Below are 26,158 nucleotides of genomic sequence, written 5' to 3' on the forward strand. Positions count from 1 at the left end.
TCATGTCCGCGCTAGCCGAACTCGTCCGCGAAGAACTCGCGACCCCCGTCGACCCGCGCGTCACCGCTATGGCGCAGGCGATTGCGGCTCAATATCCCGGAAGCGCGCGCGCGGTGCTTTTCTACGGCAGTTGCCTGCGCGAAAGCGAACTCGACGGCTTGATGCTCGATTTCTACCTGATCGTGTCCGACTATGGCGACGCCTATCCCAAGCGCTGGATGGCGGTCGCGAACCGGCTGATCCCGCCCAATGTATTTCCGTTTCAACATGGTGGGCTGATTGCAAAATACGCGGTGCTCAGCGAAGCCGATTTCGACCGACTTAACGGCGCCGCGACGCGTAACGTGTCGGTATGGGCGCGCTTTGCGCAGCCTTCGCGGTTGGTCTGGGCGGTCGACGATACCGCGCGGGGCCGCGCGGTGGGCGCGGTTTCGCGCGCGGCGCCGGCGCTTCTCGCCGCTGCGGGCCGGATCGAGGGCGAAGCGCCGCTCGACTGGTGGCGGCGGGCCTTTTCGCTCACTTACTCGGTCGAACTACGTGCCGAGCGGACCGGGCGGGCGCAATCGGTCGTCGATGCGGACGCCGACCGCTATGAACGTTTCAGCGGCCCGGCCATCGCAGCTATTCCTGCCGATGCCGTCAGCGGACGCTGGTCGCAGCGGCGCTTCGAAGGCAAGGCGCTCAGCATCGCGCGGCTTGCCAAGGCCAGCCTGACCTATGCTGGCGGGATCGATTATCTCGCGTGGAAGATCAATCGGCATGCGGGGACGAAGATCGAGATCAAGGCATGGCAGCGCCGCTGGCCGCTCGTCGCCGCGCTGACGTTGGTGCCGCGCCTGATCAAGGGCGGCGCGATCCGCTGATTAGCCCGCGAGGCGCTGACCCTCGGGCCGCGGTTCGCCGCGCCGCCGGATTGCCTGATCTAGCGCCGTGAGCGTGAAGGGCTTCCTGAGCACGTCATGATCGCCGAACGCGGCATCTTCGCTCGCATCGCCGGCATAGCCCGTTACAAACAGGACCGACAATTCGGGCCAACGCTGCTTCAGCTGCGCGACCATTTCCGGGCCGGTAAGCTCGGGCATCAGAACATCCGACAATATCAGATCAAAGCCGCGCTCTCCGCCCGCCAGCCTTTCTTCGACAAGCGCTTCGGCCTGAAGCGGGTTGCCGCATGCGACGGCGGTATGGCCAAGTTCGCTGACCGCGTCGACCGTGGCGGCCAGGACGCGGGCGTCGTCCTCGACGACAAGGATGCTCAACGCGTCGGTGGGGGCGTCGGGGTCGGTGGCCTCGCTCGGGAGCATCTCTGCCGCGACATCGGCATCCGCCTGGGCGATCGGAAGCAGCATGGCGACGCTTGTGCCTTCGCCCTCGGTCGACGAAATCTGCACCTCGCCGCCCGACTGGCGGCAGAAAGCGAAGACCTGGCTCATGCCAAGTCCGGTGCCCTGGCCTGCAGGCTTGGTGGTATAGAAGGGATCGAAGACGCGTTCCAGCACCTCGGGCGACATGCCGCAACCGGTATCGATGACCTGCACCGCAAGCGCCTTGGCCTCGCCGTCGTCGATCGTCCGGATCGTCAGCGACCCATGGCTGTTCATCGCATCGCGCGCATTGACCGCCAGATTGAGCAGCGCGTTTTCGAACTGTTGCCGGTCGACCCAGCAGGCGAGACCGTCGGCCTGAAGATCGAGTGTCAGCGCAATTCGGTCTCCGATCGTGCGTTCGATGAGCTGCGCAAAGCTTGCGATACAGTCGTCGATCGCCGTCATTTCGGGGCGTGCCGGCTCCGATCTGGCGAAGGTCAGCAGGCGCCGGGTCAGGTCCGCGGCGCGATTGGCGCCGTCGAGCGCGTTGGCGAGGTGGCGCTGCGCCTTTTCGGGGGTTCCCGGTAGCCAGCGCTGCGCAAGTTCGAGCCCGCCAACCACCACCGCGAGCATGTTGTTGAAGTCGTGTGCGATGCCGCCGGTCAGTTGGCCTACGGCCTCCATCTTCTGGGCCTGGCGAAGCTGCGATTCGGCGGTCTCGCGTTCGGTCATTTCGCTGCGCAGCGCCTCGTTGGCCTGCGCCAGTTCGGCAGTTCGCTCCTCGACCGCTGCTTCAAGCTGCATCGCACGGTCGCTTTCGGCAAACTGTTCGCGCCGCGCGAGGCGCCGCTCGCCCTCGGCGCGGAGCAGCGAGAAGGTCGTGGCGATCGCAATGACGGCGGCGGCAGCGCCAAGTAACGAAAAGAGCAGTATTGCCTGGTTCAGGCTGGCACGATCGGCGGCCGCGAGCCGGTTGCGGTCGCGAAGCAAAGTGCGCTCGTTCGCGATGATTTCGCTGATCAGCTTGTCGATCTGGCTGACCCCCTGTCCCTTGCCGGCCGCATAATATTTCGAGATTGCGGCGACCGTCTGATTGTAATTCGCACTCAGCGCTGCATCGCCGAGCAATGCCCCGCGACTGTCCATCTCGCGCGTCAGCCGTTCGACCAGAACCATCTGCTTCGGATTGTCGCGGACGTTGCGCCGCAATTGGGCCAGGAACTGGCGCGCGCGGCCCCACTGATATTCATAGACGCGCCCGTCTTCTTTCTGCAGCCCGACCGCGAAGCGGCCGAGCGATGCCTCGGCCCGCGCAATTGCAGCGTCGACCGAGCGGGTCTGCGAGATGACCTCCATGCTCTGCGTCTGCCAGCCGAGCGAACGGTCATAATTGTCGTTGGCGCGCGCGAGCAGCACAAGGAGCGCCCCGACCACGCCGGTCAGGATCGCACCGAGGACGATCGTCAGCCAGAAGCGGATACGCTCCCGCCGGCCGTCATTTTCGCTGTCGATATCCCGCTCGAACACGCGCATCTCTTACCGGACAAGCGCGGCGCCGCAAAGCGCCGAAGCTTCGGTTAACTTAACACCGCTTCAACTCGCCCCGAAAAGGAATCCGCTGGTCGGCGAAGTCGCTCGATTCAACCGATAATGCCCACGCGTTTGCCCGCACGCTCGAAGCGGCCGAGAATTTCGGTAACCTGCTCGCTCGAATGCTCGGCGCAGAGCGAGCAGCGGAGCAGCGTCATGCCCGCGGGGGTCGCCGGCGGGCGTGCGAGATTGACGTAAAGCCCTTCTTCCAGAAGCGCTTCCCACATCATCGCGCCTCTTTCGAGGTCGGGCATGATCACCGCGATGATAGCCGACTGCGGCTCTGCGGTGCCGAGCTGGAAGCCGAGATCGCGCAGTCCCTTGTGCAGATCCTTGCTGTTTTCCCACAGATGCGCGCGCTTGTTCGACCCGTGCATCAGCTTGCGGATGCTGGTCGCGGCGGTCGCGACGACGCTCGGCGGCAGCGAAGCGGTGAAGACATAAGGGCGACAGACGAGCCGCATGATCTCGAACTTCGGATGGTTCGACACGCAGAAGCCGCCGACCGTGCCGACGCTCTTGCTGAAGGTGCCGATGATGAAGTCGACGTCGTCGATCACACCCTGCGCCTCGGCAACGCCGCGGCCGTGTTCGCCGATAAAGCCCATCGAATGCGCCTCGTCGACGAGGACCATCGCGCCATTTTCCTTCGAGACGCGGATCATCTCTTTCAGCGGAGCGATGTCGCCCAGCATCGAATAGACACCCTCGAGCACGACCAGCTTGCCGGCTTCGGGCGGCAGGCGCTTCAGCCGCTTTTCGAGCGCTTCGACGTCGTTGTGGCGGAAAGCGACGATTTCGGCATCGCCCATCTTGCACCCGTCATAGATCGACGCATGGCTGTCGATGTCGAGGATGACATAGTCGCCCTTGCCGGCGATCGTTGAAATGATGCCAAGGTTCGCCTGATATCCGGTCGAGAACACCATGGCATGGTCCATGGCGTAAAATTCCTTGAGCGCGTCCTCGCACTCCTTGTGCCCCTGATAGGTGCCGTTGAGGACGCGGCTGCCGGTGGTGCCGCTGCCGAACTTGTCCAGTGCGTCCTTGCCCGCTGCGATGACATCCTCGTCGAACGTCATGCCCATATAATTATAGGTGCCGAGCAGAATCGTCTCGCGCCCGTTGCAGATCGCGACGGTTGGCGAGACGACCTTTTCCATGACCAGGCTGAACGGGTCGGTGACGCCGGTCGCGAGCAGCGCCTCACGCTGCTGGATGAGCGGGTCGAACTTGCTGAAGAGGTCGGTCATCGGCGTATCAGCCCTTCAGCTTCTCGACGGCGGCAACCAACTGGCCGACGGTTTCGATTTCGGCCTGCATGTTCATGCTGATGATGATGTCGAATGTGTCCTCGACCTCGGCAACAAAATCCATGACCGTCAGGCTGTCCCATTCGAGGTCGCCGGCAAAGGTCGTGGCGTCGGTCAGTTCGACGCCCTTTTTGTTGAAGGGTTGGATCAGGCCGAAAATCTGGTCGGTGAGGGCGGTGCTCATAGGGTGCGTCCCATTATGGAAGAAAGTTGCGCGCGGGCATGCCGCGAAGGCTCCCGATTGGCAAGTGAATGCGGCGGGAACAGGGCAGCATCTTGCCGCTGGCGGGACTTCATGTCATCCCTGTGGCGGGTCGCTTGCAGGATATCGGGGCAGAGTATTGGGGCAGGGGGCAGCTTGGCATGGACAGCGCAGAAACAACGACACCGACCGAACGGCCGGCGATTTCCTTCCCGCCGAACGCGGTGCACCTGGTGCGCACCAACCAGCAGATCACGATGCAACTGTCGCAGATGGCCGATCAAAAGGCTTCGATCCTGATGGGTGCGACCTTCGTCGTCTTCACGCTCGCGATCGGGCAGGCGCGTTCGGGGGGCGGTGCGCTCGCGATGCCGCTCGCGATCCTCGCGACCTTTTCCTTCCTGTCAGCGCTGCTCGCGGTGTCGGCGGTGCTCCCGCGCGTCGGCAAGGCGCCGCCGGTCGTCTACAAGGACGGTAAGGACCACAGCAATATCCTGTTCTTCGGCCGCTTCGCACAGATGGACGAGGATGAGTTCATCGACGCGGTGAAGACACGCCTGCGCACCGAGGAAGATCTGTACGAGACGATGCTGCGCGATACCTATCAGAACGGCGTCGTCCTCGCGCGGCGCAAATATCGCTATCTCGCTTACGCCTATCGGCTGTTCGTCGTCGGATTGACGCTGACATTCATCGCGTTCGGGGTCGAGATGGCGATGCTTTGGGGTAAATAGCGCAGATGGGGCTGTTGCCCTTATGCCACCCCTGCCGTTGAAAAATCCGATGAGCGCCGTGCGGGATTGAAGCCCGTCCCCGCTGCGACTATCCGGGCCGGCTATGTTGCAGCAGGCGACCTCTCTGACCGCGGACACGCCGCAGGGTCTTCGCGCGGAATTCCGTGCGACGCTGGCGCTCGCGGTGCCGTTGGCGGCCGCCAACCTGCTCCAGATGATGGTTCACGCGATCGACGTGATCTTCGTCGCGCGGCTTGGCGATGCGGCGCTCGCCGCCTCGTCGCTCGGCGTCGCGATCTTCGGCCTCCTCCTCTGGACGGGGTCGGGGCTTGTCGGTGCGTCGGCCCCGCTGATCGCCGCCGAACTCGGCCGCCGCAAACATGCGGTGCGCGAGGTGCGTCGCACCGTGCGCATGGCATTGTGGCTCAGCGCGCTCGTTTCGCTCCTATTCATGGGAATCTGCGCCGCGGGTGGGCCCATCATGCTGGCGACCGGACAGCCGCCGGAAACCTCGGCGCGCGCCGCGAGCTTCCTGCTCATCCTGATGTGGGGGCTGTTCCCGATGATTGCCGCCGCGGTGCTGCGCATCTTCGTCTCGGCGCTCGGGCGCGCGACAATCGCGACTGCGATCACCTTCGGCGCGTTGTTCGTCAATGCGCTCGGTAACTGGGTGCTGGTATTCGGTCACCTCGGCATGCCCGCGCTCGGCTTGCACGGTTCGGCGATCTCCAGCGTGATGACGAGCGTGGCGATGCTTATTGCCTATATTGTCGTCATTCAGACCGATCGCCGGCTGCGCCGTTACCGGCTGTTCGGCAATATATGGCGGTCCGAATGGAGCCGCTTTTTCGACATGCTGCGCATCGGCACGCCGATCAGCCTGACGATTCTGGCCGAAGCCGGGCTGTTCACCGGGGCCGCCTTCCTGATGGGCCGGATCGGCGAGGCCGAGCTTGCCGGACACACGATCGCACTGCAGGTCGCGGCGCTGGCCTTTCAGATTCCCTTCGGGGTCGCGCAGGCCGCGACGATCCGTGTCGGCCTTGCTTATGGCGCGCGCGACCATCGCGGTATCGCCCATGCGGGTTTTGCGTCGCTGGCGCTCGGCATTGGCTTCATGGGCTTCACCGCGCTGCTCATGTGGCTGTTCCCTACGGTGGTGCTGTCGATCTATGTCGACGTCCATGCGGCGCGCAACGCGGCGCTGGTCGGCTTTGCCATGCAGTTTCTTGTCGTCGCGGCCGCTTTTCAGCTGTTCGACGGCGCGCAGGCGGTGGCGGCCGGCGTACTGCGCGGCCTACAGGACACGCGCACGCCGATGATCATCGCGATCTGCGGTTACTGGATCGCGGGCTATGGCACCGCCATCTATCTCGGTTTCTGGACGCCGCTCGCCGGAGTCGGCGTGTGGATCGGGCTGGCCGTGGGGTTGATCGTGGTCTCGGCGGTGCTGCTGCTCAGGTGGCGGATGCGCGGTCGTCTCGGCCTGCTTCCGGCCTGACGCAAAAACTTCGCAAGAATCTTGCAGGGCGGCGCTTGACGCCTATCTGACTCCCACCCATATGCCCGACGTGTTAGCACTCGCGCCCTGTGAGTGCTAAACGACATTATTTCCATCTCTGGAGGGATTTCCATGCAATTTCGCCCGCTGCACGACCGCGTGCTTGTTCGCCGTATCGAAGCCGAAGAAAAGACGGCTGGCGGCATCATCATTCCCGACACCGCCAAGGAAAAGCCGCAGGAAGGCGAAGTCGTCTCCGTCGGCACCGGCACCCGCGCCGATGACGGCAAGGTGACCCCGCTCGACGTCAAGGCTGGCGATCGTATCCTGTTCGGCAAATGGTCGGGTACCGAAGTCAAGGTCGACGGCGAAGAGCTGCTGATCATGAAGGAATCGGACATCCTCGGCGTCATCGCCTGAGCGTTTCCATCGATTTGCGAATGAAGTTGCGCAGTTTTCTGCGCCTTTGAAAGGAATAAGCACATGGCTGCTAAAGACGTAAAATTCAGCCGCGACGCGCGTGAGCGCATTCTTCGCGGCGTCGACACCCTCGCCGACGCGGTGAAGGTGACCCTCGGTCCCAAGGGCCGTAACGTCGTGATCGACAAGAGCTTCGGCGCGCCCCGTATCACCAAGGACGGCGTCACCGTCGCCAAGGAAATCGAACTTAAGGACAAGTTCGAAAACATGGGCGCCCAGATGCTGCGCGAAGTCGCATCGAAGGCAAACGACAAGGCCGGCGACGGCACCACCACCGCGACCGTTCTTGCTCAGGCAATCGTTCGCGAAGGCATGAAGTCGGTTGCTGCCGGCATGAACCCGATGGACCTGAAGCGCGGTATCGACCTCGCGGTCACCAAGGTTGTCGAAACGATCAAGGCGCAGTCGAAGCCGGTTTCGGGCACGTCTGAAATCGCCCAGGTCGGCATTATTTCGGCCAATGGCGACAAGGAAGTCGGCGACAAGATCGCCGAAGCCATGGAAAAGGTCGGCAAGGAAGGCGTGATCACCGTCGAGGAAGCCAAGGGCCTCGATTTCGAACTCGATGTCGTCGAAGGCATGCAGTTCGACCGCGGCTACCTCAGCCCCTATTTCATCACCAACCCCGAAAAGATGCTCGTCGAGCTTTCGGATCCGTACATCCTGATCTTCGAAAAGAAGCTGTCGAACCTCCAGTCGATGCTTCCGATCCTCGAAGCCGTGGTGCAGTCGGGCCGTCCGCTCCTCATCATCGCTGAAGACATCGAAGGCGAAGCGCTCGCAACGCTGGTGGTCAACCGCCTGCGCGGCGGCCTGAAGGTCGCTGCCGTCAAGGCACCGGGCTTCGGCGATCGTCGCAAGGCGATGCTGCAGGACATCGCGATCCTCACCGCCGGTGAAATGATCAGCGAAGACCTGGGCATCAAGCTTGAGTCGGTCACGCTGAACATGCTCGGGCAGGCCAAGCGCGTCACGATCGACAAGGACAACACCACCATCGTCGATGGTGCTGGCGACCATGATGCGATCAAGGGCCGCGTCGAACAGATCCGTGCGCAGATCGAAACGACCACGTCGGATTACGACAAGGAAAAGCTGCAGGAACGTCTGGCGAAGCTCGCTGGCGGCGTTGCAGTGATCAAGGTCGGCGGCGCTTCGGAAGTCGAAGTGAAGGAACGCAAGGATCGCGTCGATGACGCTCTCCACGCGACCCGCGCTGCGGTCGAAGAAGGCATCGTCCCTGGCGGCGGTACTGCGCTTCTGTACGCGACGAAGGCTCTCGAGGGCATGTCGGGCGTCAACGAAGACCAGACCCGCGGCATCGACATCATCCGTCGCGCTCTGCAGGCTCCGGTTCGCCAGATCGCTGAAAACGCCGGCTTCGACGGCGGTGTCGTCGCGGGCAAGCTGTTCGACCAGAACGACAGCAACTTCGGCTTCAACGCCTCTACCGACGTCTATGAAGACCTGGTCAAGGCCGGTGTTATCGACCCGACCAAGGTTGTCCGCACCGCACTTCAGGATGCTGCCTCGGTTGCCGGTCTGCTGATCACCACCGAAGCCGGCATTGCCGAAACGCCCGACGACAAGCCCGCCATGCCCATGGGTGGCGGCGGCATGGGCGGCATGGGCGGCATGGACTTCTAAGTCCAAACCGTTCGGCGTTCAGCCAATAAGAGGGCCGGGGGAGCAATCCTCCGGCCCTTTTTCTTTGTGTTTATGCTCTCTCGTCACCCCGGAGTTGATCCGGGGTCCCGCTTGGCGTCTCTTTCAGGATTACGGCCGGAGTGAGTGGGGCGTTGCTGACGAAATAGGGCGGGCGGGACATTGCCAGTTAAGGCAAGGCGGCATAGCTAGGGCGGCGATGATGTTCGCCCTCGCCCTCGCGCTGCTCGCCGACCCCGCAACCGCCACGCCCCCGCCGCCGGTCGAGCGCTGCGGTTATCGGATCGTCGAGACATTTCCGCACGACAGGTCGTCCTTCACTCAAGGACTATTTTGGCACGAGGGGCATTTATACGAAGCCACCGGTCAATATGGCCAATCGCGCGTCGCACGCCTTGACCTCAAGACCGGCAAGGCGCTCGCCCAATCGAAACTTCCGTCCGATCAATTTGGTGAGGGGATCACGCGTTGGGGTGACCAGATCATCGGTGTGACCTGGCAGGGCGGCATCGGCAATCGTTGGTCTATCAGGGACCTGAAGCCCGCCGGCACCTTTAAATATGAGGGCGAGGGTTGGGGGCTGACAATGGTCGGCGACAGCCTGGTTCTGAGCGACGGCACCACCGACCTTCGTTTCTTCGATCCCGCGACGATGAAGGAGCAGAAGCGTGTCACCGTGCGCTTCGCCGGTCGCCCGCTTCCGATGCTCAACGAGCTTGAGACGATCGATGGCCAGATCTGGGCCAATGTCTGGATGACGGACTTCATCGTCCGCATTGACCCCGCCACCGGCGACGTCGTCTCGCTCGTCGACCTGACGACGCTCAAGGCCGATGCCGGCGTCAGCGATACCGACAGCGTGCTGAACGGCATCGCCTGGGACGCGAAGAAGAAGCGCCTGTTCGTGACGGGCAAGAACTGGCCGAAGCTTTACGAGATCGCGCTCGCCGACTGCCACTAAGCCATCAGCGCCGCCTCCATTCGCGCCGCCGCGGCGTCATAGACGCGCGCTTTCAGTCCGGCGGTCACGGCTTCGGGCGCACGGTCGGGGTGGCCGCCGGTGAAGGGTGGGGCCGGGTCATATTCGATCGCGAGCTGGATCGCCTGAGCGACCGCGTCGCCCTTGAGCCGAGCGATCAATGTCAGCGCGAAATCGAGCCCTGACGTCACGCCGCCGCTGGTCACGACATGGCCGTCCTCAACGACGCGGGCATTTTCATGGCTTGCTCCGACGAGCGGCAGCAGATGCGTATAGCCCCAGTGCGTCGTCGCGCGCCTGCCCGCGAGCAGCCCGGCGCGGCCGAGCAGGAAGGCGCCGGTGCACACGCTCGTCACCCATTGAGCGCCCGCAGCCTGGCGCGCGATGAAGTCGATCGTCGCCTTGTCATTCAGCGCGTCGGTAACGCCGTGACCGCCGGGAACGCACAAAATGTCGGCTTGCGGCGCGCGCGCAAAGTCATGCGTCGGGACGATCGCGAAGCCGCTGTCGGTCGCGATCGGTTCGAGGCTTGCCGCTGCGCCGGCCAGCACTACGCCGGGCATCCGCGACAACGCTTGCGCGGGCGCCGTGAAATCGAGCTGGGTGATGCCCGGAAAAAGCAGGAAAAGGATTGTTGTGGTTGGGGCGTCGGTCATGCGGATGTCCTTGCACTGGCAGTGGATCACCCAGGCGCGCGGCTCGTCTCGATCGTCGGATCGGTCCCGCTTCCCGATGGGACTCCATCTTCAGCGCCAGTTGCGGAACGACGGCAATCTAGCGCGGGCAAGGCCGCGAGGAAAGGCTATTTGGCGGCATCTTTTGCCGCAGGGGCCTCGTCTGAGACCGGAAGACTGTCGCGGCTTTCGAGCATTTCGGCGGCATCGTCGAGCGCCTTTGCCTCGCTGACGGTCACGCCGCCGGGGCCGGGTTCGTTGTCGGTACGGCTGCATCCTGCCGCAAGGATCAGGACCACGAGCGCGGCGCTGGTCTTCCACCGATCGATCATTTCATACGCTCCCACGAAAAAGGGCCCCATCCAAGGTGGATGGAGCCCCGAATATCAGCCCGAAGGCGTGCCGACGACTTACTTCTTGTCGTTTGCTTCGGCCTTCTTGGTTTCTTCGGCGATCTTGTCGCCAGCATTGGCAGCAGCGTCGCCGGCCGCGTTCACGGTGCCTTCGACGGCATTGCCGGCGTTCTTCGCGGCGTCGGCGGTCGCATCGGCGGCTTCGCCAGCGGCGGCGGCGGTCGCGTCGGCAGCGCCAGCGGCTGCATCGGCAGCGGCGTCGCCAGCGGCGGCAGCGTCATCGGCGGCCGAGGTGGCGGTTTCCGACGCGGCGTCCTGCGTCTTTTCCGAGCAGGCGGTGAGGCTGAAGGCCGCAGCGGCCATCGATGCGAGGATGATCTTGCGCATGGGTAATTCCTTTCGAATACAACGGCCGTGTGATGGGCCATTGGGACTGAGAGTTAACGAGGGATCAGGTCCTTTGCAACTGCGCTGCTTGATACCCGACCCGGAAGGAAAAAGGGGCCACCGGTGAACCGGCGACCCCCCTTTGTCTTGGCCGAAAAGCCGAAAAGAAGCTTACTTCTTGGCTTCTTCCAGAGCGCCCTTTGCGGCGTCGGCAGCTTCCTTGGCAGCGCCAGCAGCTTCGGTCGCCTTGTCAGCAGCCTTGGCAGCGTCACCAGCAGCGGCGGCATCGCCTGCGGCGCCGGCAGCGGCGCCGGCTTCGCCAGCGGCAGCAGCGCTCGCGTCGGCAGCGCCTTCGGCTGCTTCCATCGCGCCATCGGCAGCGCCTTCAACGGTCGCGGCTGCGTCTTCGGTTGCAGCGGCCGTGTCATCGGCAGCCTTGTCGGCGCAAGCAGCGAGGCCCATCGAGGCGGCGAGGACGAGCGACAGAGTGATCGATTTCTTCATGTGGGAATACCCCTCTCGGTTTGAACTGACCGATCGGCACAGGAACGGATCGATCCCGAATATTGCCAATCGCGGGCAGAATTACCGCCTCGTGGAATCGCGTGCAACGCCCTTTTTGGGAGAGCTCGTCCGTTTCGTCGTAATTCGGTCGTAATCGGGGGACGTGTGGCGGAAATTGTGGCGTGGCGCTTGGTTGACCGGATATAAAGAAACCTTTATATGTCCTTTCATGAGCGAGCTACTCGACATTTTTCGCGCCTTGGCGGACCCGACGCGTCTGCGAGTCGTCGCGCTTTTGCGCGAAATGGAGCTTGCCATCGGTGAATTGGCGGTCGTTCTCGACCAAAGTCAGCCCCGCGTGTCACGCCATGTCCGGATCCTCGTCGAGGCAGGCATCGTCGAGCGGCGGCGCGAAGGGAGCTGGGTTTTTCTGCGTATTGCCGAGGGCGGAGCGGTTGCCGGGATTATCGGGCAGGCCGAAAAATGGCCTTTCTCGGCCCGTGAAACGCGGGTCATTGCCTATGATGCGCGGCGGCTGGCGGCGGTGCGCGACGAACGCGCAGCGGCAGCCGAGCGCTATTTTGCCGAACATGCTGCCGAATGGGATGCGATCCGCTCGCGTCACGTCGCCGAAAGCCAGGTCGAGGCCGCGATGCTCGCCATGATGCACAACCGCCGGCTAGGCCATCTGCTCGATATAGGTACCGGCACCGGCCGGATGGCGGAAATCTTCGCCCCGACCGCACGGCGCATCACTGCGCTTGATCGCAGTCCCGAAATGCTACGCATTGCGCGCACCAAGCTGGAGGGGCAGTCGGTTCCTGTCGACCTGCTGCAGGGCGATTTCCTGAATCTGCCCGTCGCCGACGCGAGCATCGACAGCGTCGTTATCCATCAGGCCTTGCATTTCGCGCACGAGCCCGACCGTGTGATCGCCGAAGCAAGCCGCGTGCTGCGCGGCGGCGGGCACCTGCTCGTGGTCGATTTCGCGCCGCATGAGGATGAAGAATTGCGCAATCTCGCGGCGCACGCCCGTCTCGGCTTTTCGGACGCGCAGATTCGCGGCTGGTTCGCTTCCGCAGGGCTGCTCCTCGAAACGACTCAAACGCTCGAAGGTGGGGAGCTGGCTGTAAAGCTATGGCTCGGCCGCCGTCGCAGCGACGAAGATCAACCCCCCGCCAGTGAAGGCGGACAAAGTAAAAGGCTTGCGGCATGACGTCGAATTTGAATTCGCTGGCAGAGGCGCGCCGCGCCGCAGCTACGCCGCTGTTTGCCAATCTCGAAGGCGACATCGGCGTCAGCTTCGAATTCTTCCCGCCCAAGACGGAGAAGATGGAAGCGCAGCTGTGGGACACCTTCCGCACGCTCGAACCATTGGCTCCGAGCTTCGTTTCCGTCACGTACGGCGCCGGCGGTTCGACGCGCGAGCGCACCCATGCGACCGTCGCGCGCATTGCCGCCGAAAGCGCCGTTCCCCCGGCGGCGCACCTGACATGCGTCGAGGCCTCGCGCGCCGAGATTGACGAGGTCGCGCGTGCCTATTGGGATGCGGGCGTGCGCCACATCGTCGCGTTGCGTGGGGATGTTCCGGGCGGCGAGCCGTACCGGGCGCATCCGGACGGCTATGCCAATGCGATCGAACTGGTCGCGGGGCTGAAAGCCGTCGCGCCGTTCGACATTTCGGTTGCCGCCTATCCCGAGGTGCACCCCGACGCGTCCTGCGCCGAGGCCGATCTCGATAATCTGAAGCGCAAGCTTGATGCGGGCGCTACGCGCGCGATCACGCAATTCTTCTTCTCGCCCGAGGCGTTCCTGCGTTTCCGCGATGCCGCGGCGGCTGCAGGGATCGATGCGCCGATAATTCCCGGTATCCTGCCGGTGTCGAACGTGTCGCAGACGCGGCGCATGGCCGACATGTGCGGCACGGCGATCCCCGCATGGATGGTGTCGCTGTTCGACGGTCTCGACGATCACCCTGCCGCACGCCAGTTGGTGGCGGCGACGATTGCCGCCGAAATGTGCCGCCGCCTGTACGCGGGCGGCGTGCGGGACTTCCATTTCTACACCCTCAACCGTGCCGAGCTCAGCTATGCCATCTGCCATCTGCTGGGATTGCGGCCGATTTCGACCGCAAAGGATCAGGCAGCATGACCTCCAAATCCATTTCGGGCGCACGTGAAGCCCTTCAGGCCGCGGCAAAGGAGCGCATCCTGCTCACCGATGGTGGCTGGGGAACCCAGATCCAGCTCCGCAAGCTGACCGAGGCTTGCTATGCGGGCAATCTCGGCCTGTCGCATGACCAGAAGGGCAACAACGATATCCTCGCGCTGACGCGTCCCGACGTTGTTACCGCGATCGGAGAGGCCTATCTCGCCGCGGGGTCGGACATCGTGTCAACGAACACGTTCAGCGCGAACCGCATTAGCCAAGCCGACTATGGCGCCGAGGCGCTGGTCGCCGACATCAACATTGAAAGCGCGCGGCTGGGACGCGAGACCGCGGTAAAATATGAAGCGCTCGACGGTCGCCGCCGCTTCGTCGCCGGTGCGGTCGGGCCGACGAACAAGACACTGTCGCTGTCGCCCGACGTCAACAATCCGGGCTTTCGCGAGATCGATTTCGACGAACTCAAGGATGTCTATCTGGAACAGGTGGTCGCGCTGGCCGAGGGTGGCGCCGATTTCATCCTGATCGAGACGATCTTCGATACGCTCAACGCCAAGGCGGGTATCGCCGCGACGCTGGAGGCCGAAGCGAAGATCGGGCGCGAACTGCCGCTGATGATCTCGATGACGCTGACCGACCTTTCGGGACGCAACCTGTCGGGCCACACGGTCGAGGCTTTCTGGTATGCCGTACGCCACGCCAAGCCGCTGACGATCGGGCTCAATTGCTCGTTCGGTGCGTCGCAGCTCCGTCCGCATGTCCGCGTCCTCTCCGATATCGCCGATGCGTTGGTGATGGTCTATCCGAACGCCGGCTTGCCCAACGAACTCGGCGAATATGACGAAATGCCCGACACGACCGCGAGCCTTGTGCGCGAATGGGCCGAACATGGCCAAGTCAATATCCTCGGTGGCTGCTGCGGATCGACACCCGCGCATATCGCGGCGATGGCGAAAGCGATCGAGCGGCTCGCGCCGCGGCAGATTCCCGATGTGCCGGTGCGCACGCGGCTTGCGGGGCTCGAGCCCTTTACCATGGCGGCCTGAACCGATGCCCGACAATCCGACATGGACGATCCGGGAAGCCGGAGTCGATGATGCGCCGGCGCTCGCGCTGATCGGCGCGGCGACCTTCCTCGAAACCTTCGCGGGCATTCTCGATGGCGATGCGATCGTCGGTCACTGCGCCGCACAGCATAATGCGGCTGCCTATGCGGCCGGTCTGGCGGCCGGCGCGCGCGCCTGGATCGCCGAAGCGCAGCCCGGCGGCGCGCCGATCGGATTCGCGCTGGTCGGCAAGCCTGACCTTGCTGCGGCACTCGAAGGCGATATCGAGCTGAAGCGCATCTATTTGCTGTCGCGCTTTCACGGCACCGGGCTCGGCGCGGCGCTGATGAAGCGGGCGCTGGAGGCAGCGCACGGTCATCGCCGTCTGTTGCTCGGTGTCTACGCCCGCAACGAGCGCGCGCTCGCCTTCTATCGCAAACAGGGTTTTGTCGACCTCGGCACGCGCCAGTTCAATGTCGGCGGCAAGCTTTACGACGATCTCGTCCTAGCCCGCCCGCTTGCCGCCTAATGCTCAGTTTCAGGATTATTCGATGACCACCGCCGCTTCCTCCAGCTTCGTCAATATCGGCGAACGCACCAACGTTACCGGATCGGCGGCGTTCAAGAAGCTGATCCTCGCCGACGATTATACCGCGGCGGTCGAGGTTGCGCGCCAGCAGGTCGAAAATGGCGCACAGGTCATCGACGTCAATATGGACGAGGGTCTGCTCGACGCCGAATATGCGATGACGACCTTTCTGAAACTCATCGCCGCGGAGCCCGATATCGCGCGCATTCCAGTGATGATCGACAGCTCGAAATGGGATGTCATCGAGGCGGGGCTGAAATGCGTGCCCGGCAAGCCGATCGTCAATTCGATCAGCATGAAGGAAGGCGAGGAGCAGTTTCTGAATCATGCGCGCAAGTGCATGGCCTATGGCGCCGCGGTCGTCGTGATGGCGTTCGACGAGGTCGGGCAGGCCGACACGAAGCAGCGCAAGATCGAAATTTGCGAGCGCGCCTACAAGCTGCTGATGACTATCGGCTTTCCGCCCGAGGACATCATCTTCGACCCGAATGTGTTTGCGGTCGCGACCGGGCTGGAAGAGCATGATAATTATGCGGTCGACTTCATCGAGGCGGTGAAGGAAATTCGCGTCCGCTGTCCGCACGTTCATTTTTCGGGCGGCCTGTCGAACCTGTCGTTCGGTTTCCGCGGCAACGAGGTCGTGCGCCGGGCGATGCACAGCGTTTTCCTCTATTATGCGATCCCCGCCGGGCTCGACATGGCGATTGTCAACGCTGGCCAGCTCGACGTTTACGACACGATCGATCCCGAGCTTCGGCAGGCGGTCGAGGACGTCGTGCTCAACCGCAAGGTCGACGGCGAGGCGGAATCGCCGACCGAGCGGCTGATCGCGCTTGCCGAACGCTATAAGGGTACCGATGCGGCGCAGGAAAAGGCGGCCGAGGAATGGCGCGGCTGGGAGGTGCGAAAGCGGCTCGAACATGCGCTGGTCAAGGGTATCGACGCCTATGTTGTTGATGATACCGAGGAAATGCGCCTGCTGCTGCCGCGTCCGATCGAGGTGATCGAGGGGCCGCTGATGGACGGCATGAACGTGGTCGGCGACCTGTTCGGATCGGGCAAGATGTTCCTGCCGCAGGTCGTGAAATCGGCGCGCGTGATGAAGAAGGCGGTCGCCCATCTGCTGCCCTTCATCGAGGCGGCGAAGGAGCCCGGCGCCAAGGGCAAGGGCAAGGTCGTGATGGCGACCGTCAAGGGCGACGTTCATGACATCGGCAAGAATATCGTCGGCGTCGTGCTCCAGTGTAACGGCTTCGAGATCGTCGACCTCGGCGTGATGGTGCCCTGGTCGAAGATCCTTGAGGCGGCGAACGAGAATGATGCCGACATGATCGGCCTGTCGGGTCTGATCACCCCCTCGCTCGACGAGATGGTAACGGTCGCCGAGGAGATGCAGCGCGCCGGTATGACTATGCCGCTGCTGATCGGCGGCGCCACGACGTCGAAGGTCCATACCGCGCTGCGGATCGACCCGGCGTACAAGGGCCCGGTGCTTCACGTTCTCGACGCGAGCCGCGCGGTCGGCGTCGCGACTGCACTGGTCAGCGACACCGGGCGCGACGCCTATGTGCAGGGCTATAAGGACGATTATGAGCATGTCCGCGACGTGCGCGCGGGCAAAGGACAGAGCGTTTTGCATACGCTTGAGGAGGCGCGTGCCAATTTTTACGACGCCTATCTCAGCGACAAGCCTGCGCCGCCGCTGCAGCCGGGGCTGCACCGCTTTGACGACTGGTCGCTCGAAGATTTGCGCGAATGCATCGACTGGACGCCCTTTTTCCGCGCGTGGGAGCTGCACGGCACTTATCCGTCGATCCTTCAAGACGATGTCGTCGGCGAAACGGCGCAGGCGCTGAAGGCCGATGCCGACGCGATGCTCGACAAGCTGATCGCCGAAAAATGGCTGACGGCGCGTGGCGTCTGTGCTTTCTGGCCGTGCGCGCGTGACGGCGACAGCGTCACGATCCACCTCGCCGAGGAGGAGCGCCATGTGACGCTTCCTTTCCTGCGTCAGCAGATCAAGAAGAGCCGCGACCGCGCCAATATGTGTCTTGCCGATTTCATCGATCCGGCGGGCGACTGGATGGGCGGCTTTGCGGTGGGCATCCACGGTATCGAACCGCATTCGGAGCGTTTCCGCGCCGATAAGGACGATTATTCGGACATCTTGCTGAAGGCGCTAGCCGATCGCTTTGCGGAGGCGTTTGCCGAGCGGCTGCACCAGCATGTCCGCACCACCCTCTGGGGTTACGCGCCTGGCGAGCAGTTGACAAACGAGGCGCTGATCAAGGAAGAATATCGCGGTATCCGTCCGGCACCCGGCTATCCCGCCTGCCCCGATCACAGCCTGAAGCCGATCCTGTTCGACCTGCTCCAGGCTGGCGACAATGCGGGGTTGGTGCTGACCGAGAGCTTTGCGATGTTGCCCACGGCTGCGGTCAGCGGCTTCTATTTCGGGCATCCCGAAAGCCAGTATTTCGGCGTCGCGCGGATCGGTAGCGACCAGCTTGAGGATTATGCCGAGCGGCGCGGGGTCGACATCGAAACCGCGACGCGCTGGCTACGCCCGAACCTCGATTAACCTGCATCGGTGTGCCTGTCCGATAAGGGGACAGGCGCCCGATTAACCAGCTTCGCGAGCGACGAAGGTCCCGAAAGCCGCTATGGCGCGGCGATGTCCAAGGCAATTCTCCGCCGGCCCTTGCTGCCGCTGCTCGCCCTTCCGCTGCTTCTCGCGCCGCTGCCGCTGCCGGCACAGACCGGCGGCGAGCCCTATAGTGTCGATGGGCGCAGCTTCGGGCGGTTGCAGGATGCCGTCGATGCGATCGGGGAAGGCGAGGGCACAATCCGCGTCGCTCCCGGTTACCATCGCGATTGCGCCGTGCAGACCGCGGGTCGCATCGCCTTCGTTGCGGTCGAACCCGGCCGTGCGATCTTCGACGGTGTGACGTGCGAGGGCAAGGCTGCGCTAGTGCTGCGCGGTGCTGGCGCGAAAGTCGACGGGATCGTGTTCCAGAATATGCGCGTCCCCGACGGCAATGGCGCAGGTATCCGTCTCGAGCAGAGCGACCTCGACGTCGTGAACAGCCTTTTCCGCAACAGCGAGGAGGGTATCCTAACCGCCGACGATCCCGCCGCGACGCTGACGATCGACCGCTCGACCTTCTCGCGCCTTGGTCGCTGCGACCGCGGCCTGAGCTGCGCGCACAGCGTTTACACAGGCAGCTATGGCCGCGTTGTCGTGACGCGCACGCGCTTCGAAAAGGGCAGCGGCGGCCATTATCTGAAAACCCGCGCGGCGCGGGTCGACATCAACGACAACAGCTTCGACGACACGCAGGGCAAGACGACCAATTATCTGATCGACCTGCCCGCAGGTTCGACGGGCCGCGTCGTGAACAATCTGCTGATCCAGGGGCGCGACAAGGAAAATTATTCGGCGCTGATCGCCGTCGCTGCCGAGGCACGCGACAATCCATCGCGCGGCCTGGTGATCGAGGGCAATCGCGCGAGCATTCCGCAAGGCATTGGCCGAAACTCGGTGTTCGTTGCCGATTGGAGCGGCGAACCGCTGGCGATCGGACCAAACGAACTGGGGCCGGGGCTGAAGCGCTTCGAGAAGCGGTAGGGGCTTACGCCTCGCCGCGCGTTTCGATCAGCGACGCGGCGAGCGCCTCAGCGGGCGATTTGCCGCCCCACAGCACGAACTGGAACACCGGGTAAAAGCGCTCGCATTCGTCGATCGCGCTTTCGATCAGCGTCTCGGTGAGGTCGAGCGGCAGCGACGCGTCGGCGCCGAGCAGCATACCGTGGCGGAACAGGATCGTGCCGCTGTTCGACCACAGTTCGAAATGGCCGAGCCACAATTGCTCGTTGATCAGCGCGAGCGCTTCATGCGCCACGGCGCGTTTGTCCTCGACGACGCGAATGTCGGGGAAAGCGAGGAGCTGGATTACCCCGTCGTCGGCACGCCACACCGCGCGCAGTTCATAAGTTGTCCAACTGCCCTGTGCAGTGGCGACAATCTCGTCCTCACCGACCATCTCGTGCGGCCAGTCGTGCGCGGCGAAATAGGATGCCAGCATCTCCATCGGTGCCGCGTCCTGGCCGTCATCATCGTCGTAAATATCGTCACTCATGCGCGCGCCTTAGCCCGGATGGCGCCGCGACGCGAGTCCGCGTCCCGTGCCATCCGGGGAATATATTGTGCATAATGGACCGCGCGCTTGGCGCGTCAGCCCTTGGGCTTGCGCGCCGCAGGCTTCGCGGCCGGTTTCGTCGCAGCCGGCTTTGTTGCGCCCTTCGGCGCCGCCGCAGCCTTCGGAGCCGCCGCCGGCTTCGCCACGCCTTCGAGCTTGTCGAGCCGTGCCTTCAACGCTTCGGCTTCGGCGCGCGCGGTCGCGGCCATCTGCTTCACCGCCTCAAATTCCTCGCGGCTGACGAAATCCATGCGGCCAACCCATTCCTTGGCACGGTCGCGCATCGCGGATTCGGCTTCGCGGCCTGCACCGGCGACGGTTCCGGCAATGCCGTTCACCATCTTGGCGAGGTCGTCGAAAAAGCGGTTTTCGCTTTGCATGTCTCATATTCCTTCGTCGGGGTCTGTCCCCTTGCCGTCACCTTATCTGGGTGCTGGCGGCGGCGGGGACAAGGGTTTCGGCATCGGGATTGCGCTGATCGATCTGGAAATTCAGGATCGCGGCAAAGCTTAGCCAGATCATATAGGGCACCAGCAGCCACGCCGCCGCCTTGCGGATTGCCGCAAATGCGAAGGCCGTCGCGATGGTCACCATCAAGATGAAGATGATCACATAGAGCGCGGTCGTCACCTGATGCTGCCCAAAGAAAAGCGGCGACCAGGCGAAATTAGCGAAAAGCTGAACGAAGAAGAGCAGCAGCGCGAAGCCGCGCCCCTTTGCGCCGCGCGCATGGAGGATCATCGCGAGCGACAGGCCGAGGCAGATGTAGAGGATCGGCCAGACGGTGCCGAACACCCAGCCCGGCGGCGTGATCGGTGGCAAGTCGAGCGATGCGAACCAGCGATTGCCATAACCGCTGTTCGACAAGAGCCCCGACAGGCTGCCCGCAAGCACGATCGCTGGCACAGTAACGAGCGCCCAGCGCAGATAGGACATGCGAAGCTGTCCCGGCGTTGCGATTTCGGTCATGTCCGCATTATCCCCCACACGCGAATCCGTTGCATTGGTGTCGCGATTGTGCGGCGCAGCGTCAAGCGGCTCGCTTCACTGCAGCGATCAGAAATTCGACATTTCCTTCCGGACCGGTGATCGGACTTTCGACGAGGTCGGCGACCTCCCAGTTTTCGCGGGTCAGCCAGTCCCGCACTTCGGCGCAAACGCGTGCATGCACGGCGGCATCGCGAACGACGCCCTTCTTGCCCACCTCGTGGCGCTCCGCCTCGAACTGCGGCTTGATCAGCGCGACCATATGCGCGCCTTCTTTTGCGAAAGACATCGGTACGGGCAGCACTTTTGACAGCGCGATGAAACTGGCGTCGCAGACGATCAGGTCGACCGGTTCGGGGATGTGGGCGGGCGTCAGGATGCGCGCGCTCGTCTGTTCGTGGACGATGACGCGTTCGTCCTGCCGCAGCTTCCACGCGAGTTGATTGGTCCCCGAATCCACCGCATAGACGCGCGCCGCGCCGCGGCTGAGCAGCACGTCAGTAAAGCCGCCCGTCGACGATCCGACGTCGATCGCAACCGCACCGCTGACGTCCCAGCCGAGATGCCTCAGCGCATGGTCGAGCTTGATCCCGCCGCGCGACACCCACGGATGATCGCGGCCCTTGACGCTGATCTCTGCATCGTCGGCGATCTGCTGCCCAGCCTTGTCGATCTTGCGGTCGCCGACGAAGGCAAGCCCCGCAAGGATCAGTGCCTGCGCGCGCGTCCGGCTTTCGGCCAGGCCGCGGTCGACGAGCAGTTGGTCGGCGCGCTGCTTCGCCATCAGCGCTTCGCCTTGTCGGCGAGCAGGCCCGGAGTCAGTATCTGCGGCAGGATTTCGGGCTTGGCGGCGCCGGGCGCGTACCAGAGATAGAGCGGCACGCTGTTGCGGCCATGTTCCGCCAGCGTGCGCGTGATGACCGGATCGCCGTTGGTCCAGTCGCCGACGAGCGTGACGACGCCTGCCTTTTCGAAGACCTGTTGCACCGTCTCGCGGTTGATCGCGCCGGCCTCGTTCGCCTTGCACGACAGGCACCAGTCGGCGGTGAAATAGACGAAGACGGGCTTGCCTGTGGCGCGTGCCTTGGCGAGCGCATCCGCCGAAAAGGTCGATCCGGCGCCGTCGGCGGTGCGTTCGGCCTCGGCGACTTCGGTTACCGTGCCCGCGAGGCTGACGAGCAGAAGCAGACCGGACGCGAACAGCAGCCACGACCGCCGGTCGCCGCGCTGAATCGACCCGTAGTGTGTGAGCAGGACGAACGCCATCGCGACCGCAAGGGTTGGCCACATCAACTGCGCACCGCTACCAAGCTGGCGCCACAGCAGCCATGCCAGCGCGAGGGTGGTGAGCGCCATCGGTAGCGCCATCCATTTGCGGAAACGGTCCATCCATGGCCCCGGCTTTGGCAGCTGATTGCGCAGCGCAGGTACGAAGCCGACCCCAAGGAAGGGCAGGGCGAGCCCCAGCCCCAGCCCGCCGAAGATCGGCAGCGCGGCCCATGCCGGCAGCACCAGTGTCGCGCCCAGCGCCGCGCCGAGCAGCGGCCCGCTGCACGGCGTCGCGACGAAAGCGGCCAGCGCGCCGGTCCAGAAGCCGCCTGCCGCACCGCCCTTGTCGACGAGCGCCTGTCCACGGCCAAAGGACGGCAGTTCATATGCCCCGAGCAGATTGAGCGTGATCGCCAGCGCGAGGAGCAGCAGCGCCAATACGCTGACCGGATGCTGCAATTGGAACGCCCAGCCGACCTGCTCGCCCGCGGCGCGCAACACAAGCAGCGCGCCGCCGAGGAGCAATGCGGTAACGATGGCGCCGGCGGTATAGGCTAGCGCCTCGACCTTCGCGCTGCGCGCATCGCCGCCCGAACGCGCAAGGCTAAGCGCCTTCAGGCTCAATATGGGAAATACGCACGGCATCAGGTTGAGGATGAGCCCGCCAAGGATTGCGCCGCCGAGCGCGGTCCAGAACAGGCCCATGTCGATGCCGCCGGCTTTCCCGGCGATCCCCTCGCCCTTCGCGGGAACCGTGCCGGGTTCGAGCGTCAGTGACAGACCGCGCCCGGCTCCGAGTTTCAGTAGCGCCGAAATCGGCCCCGCCTTGTCGCCCTTCACGCGCGTTTCGACGATGATGTGGTCGCCATTGCGACTGAAGCTTTGCGGCGCGGCATAGTCGACGACGTCCTGTGTCTCGACGAACAGATGCGGCGCGTCGATCGCGGTGCTGGCGGGGAGGGGGATGGCAAAGCGCACCATGTCGCCGCGCCGCTCCCACGTGCCGTGGCGATCGAGCGGCTGCGGCAGCAGCGCGCGCCAGCCGTCGAAGCGGGTGCGCTCGGCGGATGCGACCTTGCCATCGCCTGCCTTCAGTGCGACCGAAATTACGGCTTTTTCGGGCACGCACACCTTGTCTGTACAAGCGAGCCAGTTGGCGACCCCGGATAGCGTCAGGTCGGTGCCCGGCGCGACGCTCTTGTCGACCTGAACTTCGGCGAGCAGCGCATAGGGGTGCTCATAGACATGGTTCATCATGCCAAAGAGGATCAGCGCGTCGGGCACCGGGTAACGGAAGGGGGCGATCGTCACGCCCTCGGGCGCGTTCCATTCGACGGACAGGCCGAAGCCCGCGTCGCCGCCATTTACCCAATAGCCGTGCCATGTCTTTTCAGGCGCCATCGTCAGCGCGAGCGTCATATTGCCGCCGGGAGCGGGCGTTGCCGACTCGGCGACCAGTTTTGGCTGTATATGGGTCGATTGTGCGTGCGCCGTGCTCATGGTGACTAGCGTCAGCGCCAGCAATGCCAGCAGGGCGCGCAATACGCGTGTCACAAAAGCCTCACTTCTCAAATTCATGCTCAGCCCGCGCCCGTTCGTCGTTCGAAGGCTTGCCATATAGGCGGCTTTCGACGAGAGGACAGCCCGCGCTTTTTGGGGCGACACCCCACCATCATTTGGAGAAGCCGTCCGTGAAGCTGAAATATCTGTCCACTGCCCTTGCCGCCGTGCTTTGTGTCGCCGCTGCCGGAACCGGTCTCGCGCAGAATTCGGCCCCGCCGGCGCAAAAGGTTACGGCCGCGACGCCGGCGCCGAAGCTTGTCGTGATGATCGCGGTCGACCAGTTTTCAGCCGACCTGTTCGCCGAATATCGTGGGCATTTCACCGGCGGCCTTGCGCGGCTTGCATCGGGCATCGTTTTTCCGTCGGGCTATCAGGCGCATGGTGCGACCGAGACCTGCCCCGGCCATTCGACGATCCTGACCGGCAATCATCCGGCGCACACGGGCATTGTGGCCAATAATTATTTCGACCTGTCGGTCGCGCGCGCCGACAAGCGCGTCTATTGCGCCGAGGATGAGACAGTCGCGGGGGCGACCTCGAAAAGCGGCGAATATGCGCCGTCGGTGAACCATCTGCTCGTCCCGACGCTCGGCGACCTGATGAAGGCGCGCGATCCGAAGGCGCAGGTGGTTTCGGTGTCGGGCAAGGACCGCTCGGCGATCATGATGGGCGGCCGGCAAGCCGACGAACTGATGTGGCTCGCACCCACCGGGCTCACCAGCTATCGCGGTACGACGCTGTCGCCAGCCGCGCAGCAGGCGAGCGCCGCGATTGCTGCCGCGATTAACCAGCCGCGCACGGCGCTGGCGCTACCCGCGGATTGTGTGGCGCACGATATCGCAATCCCGGTTGGTGATAAGGGCGCGACGGTGGGCACCGGGCGGATGGCGCGCGACGCTGGCGACTTCCGCAAATTCATGGCGTCGCCGGAGGCCGACGGCGCAGTGCTTGCGACTGCGGCAGCGCTGCGTCAGGTGCGCAAGATGGGTGAAGGCAGCACCACCGACCTCCTCATCGTCGGTCTGTCGGCGACCGACTATGTCGGGCACAGCACCGGCACCGAGGGCAGCGAGATGTGCATCCAGATGGCGGGGCTCGACCGCGAGCTCGGTGATTTTTTTGCTCGGCTTGATGCGGCGGGGATGGACTATGTTGTGGCGTTGACCGCCGACCATGGCGGCCATGACCTGCCCGAACGCAACCGTCAGAACGCCTGGCCCGATGCGCAGCGTATCGACAAGGCGCTCAATCCCGGGGCAATCGGAAAGGAAATTGCCGAGAAACTTGGCCTGCCGCAGCCCATTCTCTATGGCGACGGCGACGATTATTATTTCGCGAAGACGCTGACCGAGGCGCAGCGCAAAGCCATTCTTGCCGAGATTCTGCCCCGCTTGCGCGCGCACCCGCAGATCGAAGCGGTGGTCACGCGCGACCAGTTGGAGGCGCATCCGATCTCGAAGCGCGCCCCCGATACGTGGAGCCTGATGGACAAGCTGCGTGCTTCATATAATCCGCAGCGGTCGGGTGATTTCATCATCGCGCTGAAGCCGCGAGTCACCCCGATCCCCGAATCGGGCATCGGCTATGTCGCGACGCACGGGTCGGTGTGGGATTATGATCGCCGCGTGCCGATCCTCTTCTGGCGCAAGGGGCTCGCCGGTTTCGAACAGCCCAATGCGGTGATGACCGTGGATATCATGCCGACATTGGCGTCGGTGATCGGCCTTCCAGTCGATACGAGCAAGATCGACGGCCGTTGTCTCGACCTGTTGTCGGGGCCCGAGACGAGCTGTCGGTAGGACAAGAAAAGAAGGACCTATGACCAAAGCATTGCGGAATTTCTCCGGCCGCCTTCTGCTGGTCGGCTGCGGCAATATGGCGGGCGCAATGCTCGATCGCTGGCTGGCGGCGGGGCTCGACCCGGCGCTGGTCGCGATCGTCGACCCGTTTGCGGCGCCGCGCGCCAGCATCGTCCAGCATGAATCGCTGGGCGAGTGGCAGGCCGCGGGCGGTAGCGCCGACTGGATCATGCTTGGCATGAAGCCGCAGCAACTGGGCGACGTCGCCGAGATACTCGCGCCGCTCGCGACCGGTCAGGTCCATCTCCTGTCGATCCTCGCGGGCGTCTCGCTCGCCGATCTCGCCGCCCGCTTCCCCGACGCCGGGGCACAGGTCCGCATCCTGCCCAACCTCGCCGCACGTATCGGCGCGGGCGTGTCGGCGGTCGCCACATCGGGCGATGCCGACGACAAGGCGATCAATGCGCTGCTCGATCCGCTCGGCAAGACGGTGCGGCTTGCCGACGATTCGACGATGGATCTCGTGACGGCCTTCACCGGCAGCGGTCCCGCCTTTGTCTTTCGCCTGATCGAATCCTATGCCGCGGCGGGCGAACGGCTGGGCCTGTCGGCCGAGGATTCGCTGGCGCTCGCCACCGCGACCTTCGGCGGCGCGACCGCTTTGCTTGCCGACAGCGGCGAAAAGCCCGGTGTGCTGATCGCGCAGGTGGCGAGCAAGGGCGGCACGACGCAGGCGGGGCTGGATGTGCTCGACAGCGAAGGCCAGCTCGCCGCGTTGCTTACCAACGTATTACGCGCCGCGCGCGACCGCGGGCGCGAACTCGCCGATATCGCCCGCGGCGAAAGTTGAG

At 64.1% G+C, this 26,158-nt stretch carries 26 protein-coding genes; 14 read left to right on the forward strand and 12 right to left on the reverse strand.

The genetic code is table 11. The annotated features are described in order from the left end of the window. The first annotated feature begins 2 nt into the window (after positions 1-2). A complete protein-coding gene (locus KEC45_RS01135; RefSeq protein WP_062184881.1) occupies positions 3-863 on the forward strand; it encodes a hypothetical protein in 861 nt (286 codons plus the stop codon). Here the strand turns inward: KEC45_RS01135 and KEC45_RS01140 are convergent, their stop codons facing one another. The 3 genes from KEC45_RS01140 to KEC45_RS01150 all read right to left on the reverse strand — a co-directional run bounded on the left by KEC45_RS01140 (position 864) and on the right by KEC45_RS01150 (position 4,394). Next, positions 864-2,834 (reverse strand): ATP-binding protein, encoded by a 1,971-nt coding sequence (locus tag KEC45_RS01140; protein WP_062186842.1) that lies wholly within the window; start codon positions 2,832-2,834, stop codon positions 864-866. Between the two features lie 113 nt (positions 2,835-2,947). After that, positions 2,948-4,150: an aminotransferase class I/II-fold pyridoxal phosphate-dependent enzyme gene (locus KEC45_RS01145; RefSeq protein WP_062184878.1), complete on the reverse strand. Its 1,203-nt coding sequence runs from the start codon at positions 4,148-4,150 to the stop codon at positions 2,948-2,950. A gap of 7 nt (positions 4,151-4,157) precedes the next feature. After that, positions 4,158-4,394, reverse strand: coding sequence for an acyl carrier protein (locus tag KEC45_RS01150; RefSeq protein ID WP_062184875.1), 237 nt, complete (start codon positions 4,392-4,394; stop codon positions 4,158-4,160). A gap of 179 nt (positions 4,395-4,573) precedes the next feature. On the opposite strand from KEC45_RS01150, the gene KEC45_RS01155 reads away from it, so the two are divergent. The 5 genes from KEC45_RS01155 to KEC45_RS01175 all read left to right on the forward strand — a co-directional run bounded on the left by KEC45_RS01155 (position 4,574) and on the right by KEC45_RS01175 (position 9,753). After that, positions 4,574-5,146, forward strand: a complete 573-nt coding sequence (locus KEC45_RS01155) for a Pycsar system effector family protein (RefSeq protein WP_062184872.1) — start codon at positions 4,574-4,576, stop codon at positions 5,144-5,146. A 103-nt stretch (positions 5,147-5,249) separates the two neighbouring features. Then, positions 5,250-6,647, forward strand: coding sequence for an MATE family efflux transporter (locus tag KEC45_RS01160; protein ID WP_062184869.1), 1,398 nt, complete (start codon positions 5,250-5,252; stop codon positions 6,645-6,647). A gap of 132 nt (positions 6,648-6,779) precedes the next feature. Next, complete coding sequence (groES, locus tag KEC45_RS01165; protein ID WP_037514464.1) at positions 6,780-7,067, forward strand: co-chaperone GroES; 288 nt, start codon at positions 6,780-6,782, stop codon at positions 7,065-7,067. A 63-nt stretch (positions 7,068-7,130) separates the two neighbouring features. Then, positions 7,131-8,774: a chaperonin GroEL gene (groL, locus tag KEC45_RS01170; RefSeq protein ID WP_062184866.1), complete on the forward strand. Its 1,644-nt coding sequence runs from the start codon at positions 7,131-7,133 to the stop codon at positions 8,772-8,774. A 220-nt stretch (positions 8,775-8,994) separates the two neighbouring features. After that, positions 8,995-9,753, forward strand: coding sequence for a glutaminyl-peptide cyclotransferase (locus KEC45_RS01175; protein ID WP_238586749.1), 759 nt, complete (start codon positions 8,995-8,997; stop codon positions 9,751-9,753). On the opposite strand, the gene KEC45_RS01180 is transcribed toward KEC45_RS01175, so the two are convergent. From KEC45_RS01180 to KEC45_RS01195, 4 genes are all read right to left on the reverse strand, one after another. After that, positions 9,750-10,427, reverse strand: coding sequence for a DJ-1/PfpI family protein (locus KEC45_RS01180; protein WP_252171316.1), 678 nt, complete (start codon positions 10,425-10,427; stop codon positions 9,750-9,752). The genes KEC45_RS01175 and KEC45_RS01180 overlap by 4 nt on opposite strands. A gap of 146 nt (positions 10,428-10,573) precedes the next feature. Then, positions 10,574-10,777, reverse strand: coding sequence for a hypothetical protein (locus KEC45_RS01185; protein WP_152682469.1), 204 nt, complete (start codon positions 10,775-10,777; stop codon positions 10,574-10,576). Positions 10,778-10,855: 78 nt separating this feature from the next. Next, the gene (locus KEC45_RS01190) at positions 10,856-11,185 is read right to left on the reverse strand and encodes a hypothetical protein (protein WP_062184852.1); all 330 of its coding nucleotides are present in this window, start codon (positions 11,183-11,185) and stop codon (positions 10,856-10,858) included. A gap of 171 nt (positions 11,186-11,356) precedes the next feature. Further along, entirely contained in the window at positions 11,357-11,689 is a 333-nt protein-coding gene (locus KEC45_RS01195) for a hypothetical protein (protein ID WP_062184849.1), read from the reverse strand. Between the two features lie 229 nt (positions 11,690-11,918). Here KEC45_RS01195 and KEC45_RS01200 point away from each other — a divergent pair, with 229 nt between their 5' ends. The 6 genes from KEC45_RS01200 to KEC45_RS01225 all read left to right on the forward strand — a co-directional run bounded on the left by KEC45_RS01200 (position 11,919) and on the right by KEC45_RS01225 (position 19,118). Beyond that, positions 11,919-12,905 (forward strand): metalloregulator ArsR/SmtB family transcription factor, encoded by a 987-nt coding sequence (locus KEC45_RS01200; protein WP_062184847.1) that lies wholly within the window; start codon positions 11,919-11,921, stop codon positions 12,903-12,905. Then, a complete protein-coding gene (gene metF / locus KEC45_RS01205) occupies positions 12,902-13,840 on the forward strand; it encodes a methylenetetrahydrofolate reductase (RefSeq protein WP_062184844.1) in 939 nt (312 codons plus the stop codon). The genes KEC45_RS01200 and metF overlap by 4 nt, the downstream gene beginning before the upstream one ends. Next, the gene (locus KEC45_RS01210; RefSeq protein WP_252171317.1) at positions 13,837-14,901 is read left to right on the forward strand and encodes a homocysteine S-methyltransferase family protein; all 1,065 of its coding nucleotides are present in this window, start codon (positions 13,837-13,839) and stop codon (positions 14,899-14,901) included. Before metF ends, KEC45_RS01210 begins: the two co-directional genes overlap by 4 nt. A gap of 4 nt (positions 14,902-14,905) precedes the next feature. Continuing rightward, entirely contained in the window at positions 14,906-15,430 is a 525-nt protein-coding gene (locus KEC45_RS01215) for a GNAT family N-acetyltransferase (RefSeq protein WP_062184839.1), read from the forward strand. 22 nt (positions 15,431-15,452) lie between these two features. Further along, a complete protein-coding gene (gene metH / locus KEC45_RS01220) occupies positions 15,453-18,071 on the forward strand; it encodes a methionine synthase (protein ID WP_252171318.1) in 2,619 nt (872 codons plus the stop codon). A gap of 93 nt (positions 18,072-18,164) precedes the next feature. Continuing rightward, entirely contained in the window at positions 18,165-19,118 is a 954-nt protein-coding gene (locus KEC45_RS01225) for a right-handed parallel beta-helix repeat-containing protein (protein ID WP_062186840.1), read from the forward strand. 4 nt (positions 19,119-19,122) lie between these two features. On the opposite strand, the gene KEC45_RS01230 is transcribed toward KEC45_RS01225, so the two are convergent. From KEC45_RS01230 to KEC45_RS01250, 5 genes are all read right to left on the reverse strand, one after another. Further along, positions 19,123-19,629: a YbjN domain-containing protein gene (locus tag KEC45_RS01230; RefSeq protein WP_062184834.1), complete on the reverse strand. Its 507-nt coding sequence runs from the start codon at positions 19,627-19,629 to the stop codon at positions 19,123-19,125. Positions 19,630-19,724: 95 nt separating this feature from the next. Next, on the reverse strand, positions 19,725-20,069 hold the full coding sequence (locus tag KEC45_RS01235) for an accessory factor UbiK family protein (RefSeq protein WP_062184831.1): 345 nt from the start codon (positions 20,067-20,069) through the stop codon (positions 19,725-19,727). Between the two features lie 37 nt (positions 20,070-20,106). Continuing rightward, entirely contained in the window at positions 20,107-20,658 is a 552-nt protein-coding gene (locus KEC45_RS01240; protein ID WP_062184828.1) for a TspO/MBR family protein, read from the reverse strand. 61 nt (positions 20,659-20,719) lie between these two features. After that, positions 20,720-21,460 carry a TlyA family RNA methyltransferase gene (locus KEC45_RS01245; protein ID WP_062184825.1) on the reverse strand — a complete coding sequence of 247 codons (741 nt, stop codon included), beginning with the start codon at positions 21,458-21,460 and terminating at the stop codon, positions 20,720-20,722. Further along, positions 21,460-23,523, reverse strand: coding sequence for a protein-disulfide reductase DsbD (locus KEC45_RS01250; protein ID WP_252171319.1), 2,064 nt, complete (start codon positions 23,521-23,523; stop codon positions 21,460-21,462). Before KEC45_RS01250 ends, KEC45_RS01245 begins: the two co-directional genes overlap by 1 nt. Before the next feature lie 128 nt (positions 23,524-23,651). On the opposite strand from KEC45_RS01250, the gene KEC45_RS01255 reads away from it, so the two are divergent. Together KEC45_RS01255 and proC are read left to right on the forward strand one after the other, a co-directional pair. Continuing rightward, the gene (locus tag KEC45_RS01255; protein WP_152682517.1) at positions 23,652-25,307 is read left to right on the forward strand and encodes an alkaline phosphatase family protein; all 1,656 of its coding nucleotides are present in this window, start codon (positions 23,652-23,654) and stop codon (positions 25,305-25,307) included. Positions 25,308-25,326: 19 nt separating this feature from the next. Beyond that, on the forward strand, positions 25,327-26,157 hold the full coding sequence (proC, locus tag KEC45_RS01260; RefSeq protein WP_062184820.1) for a pyrroline-5-carboxylate reductase: 831 nt from the start codon (positions 25,327-25,329) through the stop codon (positions 26,155-26,157). Position 26,158: the final 1 nt, after the last annotated feature.

Source organism: Sphingopyxis sp. USTB-05 (assembly GCF_023822045.1).
Lineage (GTDB): Bacteria > Pseudomonadota > Alphaproteobacteria > Sphingomonadales > Sphingomonadaceae > Sphingopyxis.

Coding starts and splice junctions, on each gene's coding strand:
- KEC45_RS01240 (WP_062184828.1), bottom strand. CDS start 20,658: ATGACCGAAATCGCAACGCCGGGACAGCTTCGCATGTCCTATCTGCGC.
- KEC45_RS01245 (WP_062184825.1), bottom strand. CDS start 21,460: ATGGCGAAGCAGCGCGCCGACCAACTGCTCGTCGACCGCGGCCTGGCC.
- KEC45_RS01235 (WP_062184831.1), bottom strand. CDS start 20,069: ATGCAAAGCGAAAACCGCTTTTTCGACGACCTCGCCAAGATGGTGAAC.
- KEC45_RS01145 (WP_062184878.1), bottom strand. CDS start 4,150: ATGACCGACCTCTTCAGCAAGTTCGACCCGCTCATCCAGCAGCGTGAG.
- KEC45_RS01175 (WP_238586749.1), top strand. CDS start 8,995: ATGTTCGCCCTCGCCCTCGCGCTGCTCGCCGACCCCGCAACCGCCACG.
- KEC45_RS01180 (WP_252171316.1), bottom strand. CDS start 10,427: ATGACCGACGCCCCAACCACAACAATCCTTTTCCTGCTTTTTCCGGGC.
- KEC45_RS01210 (WP_252171317.1), top strand. CDS start 13,837: ATGACCTCCAAATCCATTTCGGGCGCACGTGAAGCCCTTCAGGCCGCG.
- KEC45_RS01155 (WP_062184872.1), top strand. CDS start 4,574: ATGGACAGCGCAGAAACAACGACACCGACCGAACGGCCGGCGATTTCC.
- KEC45_RS01230 (WP_062184834.1), bottom strand. CDS start 19,629: ATGAGTGACGATATTTACGACGATGATGACGGCCAGGACGCGGCACCG.
- KEC45_RS01185 (WP_152682469.1), bottom strand. CDS start 10,777: ATGATCGATCGGTGGAAGACCAGCGCCGCGCTCGTGGTCCTGATCCTT.
- KEC45_RS01200 (WP_062184847.1), top strand. CDS start 11,919: ATGAGCGAGCTACTCGACATTTTTCGCGCCTTGGCGGACCCGACGCGT.
- KEC45_RS01135 (WP_062184881.1), top strand. CDS start 3: ATGTCCGCGCTAGCCGAACTCGTCCGCGAAGAACTCGCGACCCCCGTC.
- KEC45_RS01225 (WP_062186840.1), top strand. CDS start 18,165: ATGTCCAAGGCAATTCTCCGCCGGCCCTTGCTGCCGCTGCTCGCCCTT.
- groES (WP_037514464.1), top strand. CDS start 6,780: ATGCAATTTCGCCCGCTGCACGACCGCGTGCTTGTTCGCCGTATCGAA.
- KEC45_RS01195 (WP_062184849.1), bottom strand. CDS start 11,689: ATGAAGAAATCGATCACTCTGTCGCTCGTCCTCGCCGCCTCGATGGGC.
- KEC45_RS01250 (WP_252171319.1), bottom strand. CDS start 23,523: ATGAATTTGAGAAGTGAGGCTTTTGTGACACGCGTATTGCGCGCCCTG.
- metF (WP_062184844.1), top strand. CDS start 12,902: ATGACGTCGAATTTGAATTCGCTGGCAGAGGCGCGCCGCGCCGCAGCT.
- KEC45_RS01160 (WP_062184869.1), top strand. CDS start 5,250: ATGTTGCAGCAGGCGACCTCTCTGACCGCGGACACGCCGCAGGGTCTT.
- proC (WP_062184820.1), top strand. CDS start 25,327: ATGACCAAAGCATTGCGGAATTTCTCCGGCCGCCTTCTGCTGGTCGGC.
- metH (WP_252171318.1), top strand. CDS start 15,453: ATGACCACCGCCGCTTCCTCCAGCTTCGTCAATATCGGCGAACGCACC.
- KEC45_RS01150 (WP_062184875.1), bottom strand. CDS start 4,394: ATGAGCACCGCCCTCACCGACCAGATTTTCGGCCTGATCCAACCCTTC.
- groL (WP_062184866.1), top strand. CDS start 7,131: ATGGCTGCTAAAGACGTAAAATTCAGCCGCGACGCGCGTGAGCGCATT.
- KEC45_RS01190 (WP_062184852.1), bottom strand. CDS start 11,185: ATGCGCAAGATCATCCTCGCATCGATGGCCGCTGCGGCCTTCAGCCTC.
- KEC45_RS01215 (WP_062184839.1), top strand. CDS start 14,906: ATGCCCGACAATCCGACATGGACGATCCGGGAAGCCGGAGTCGATGAT.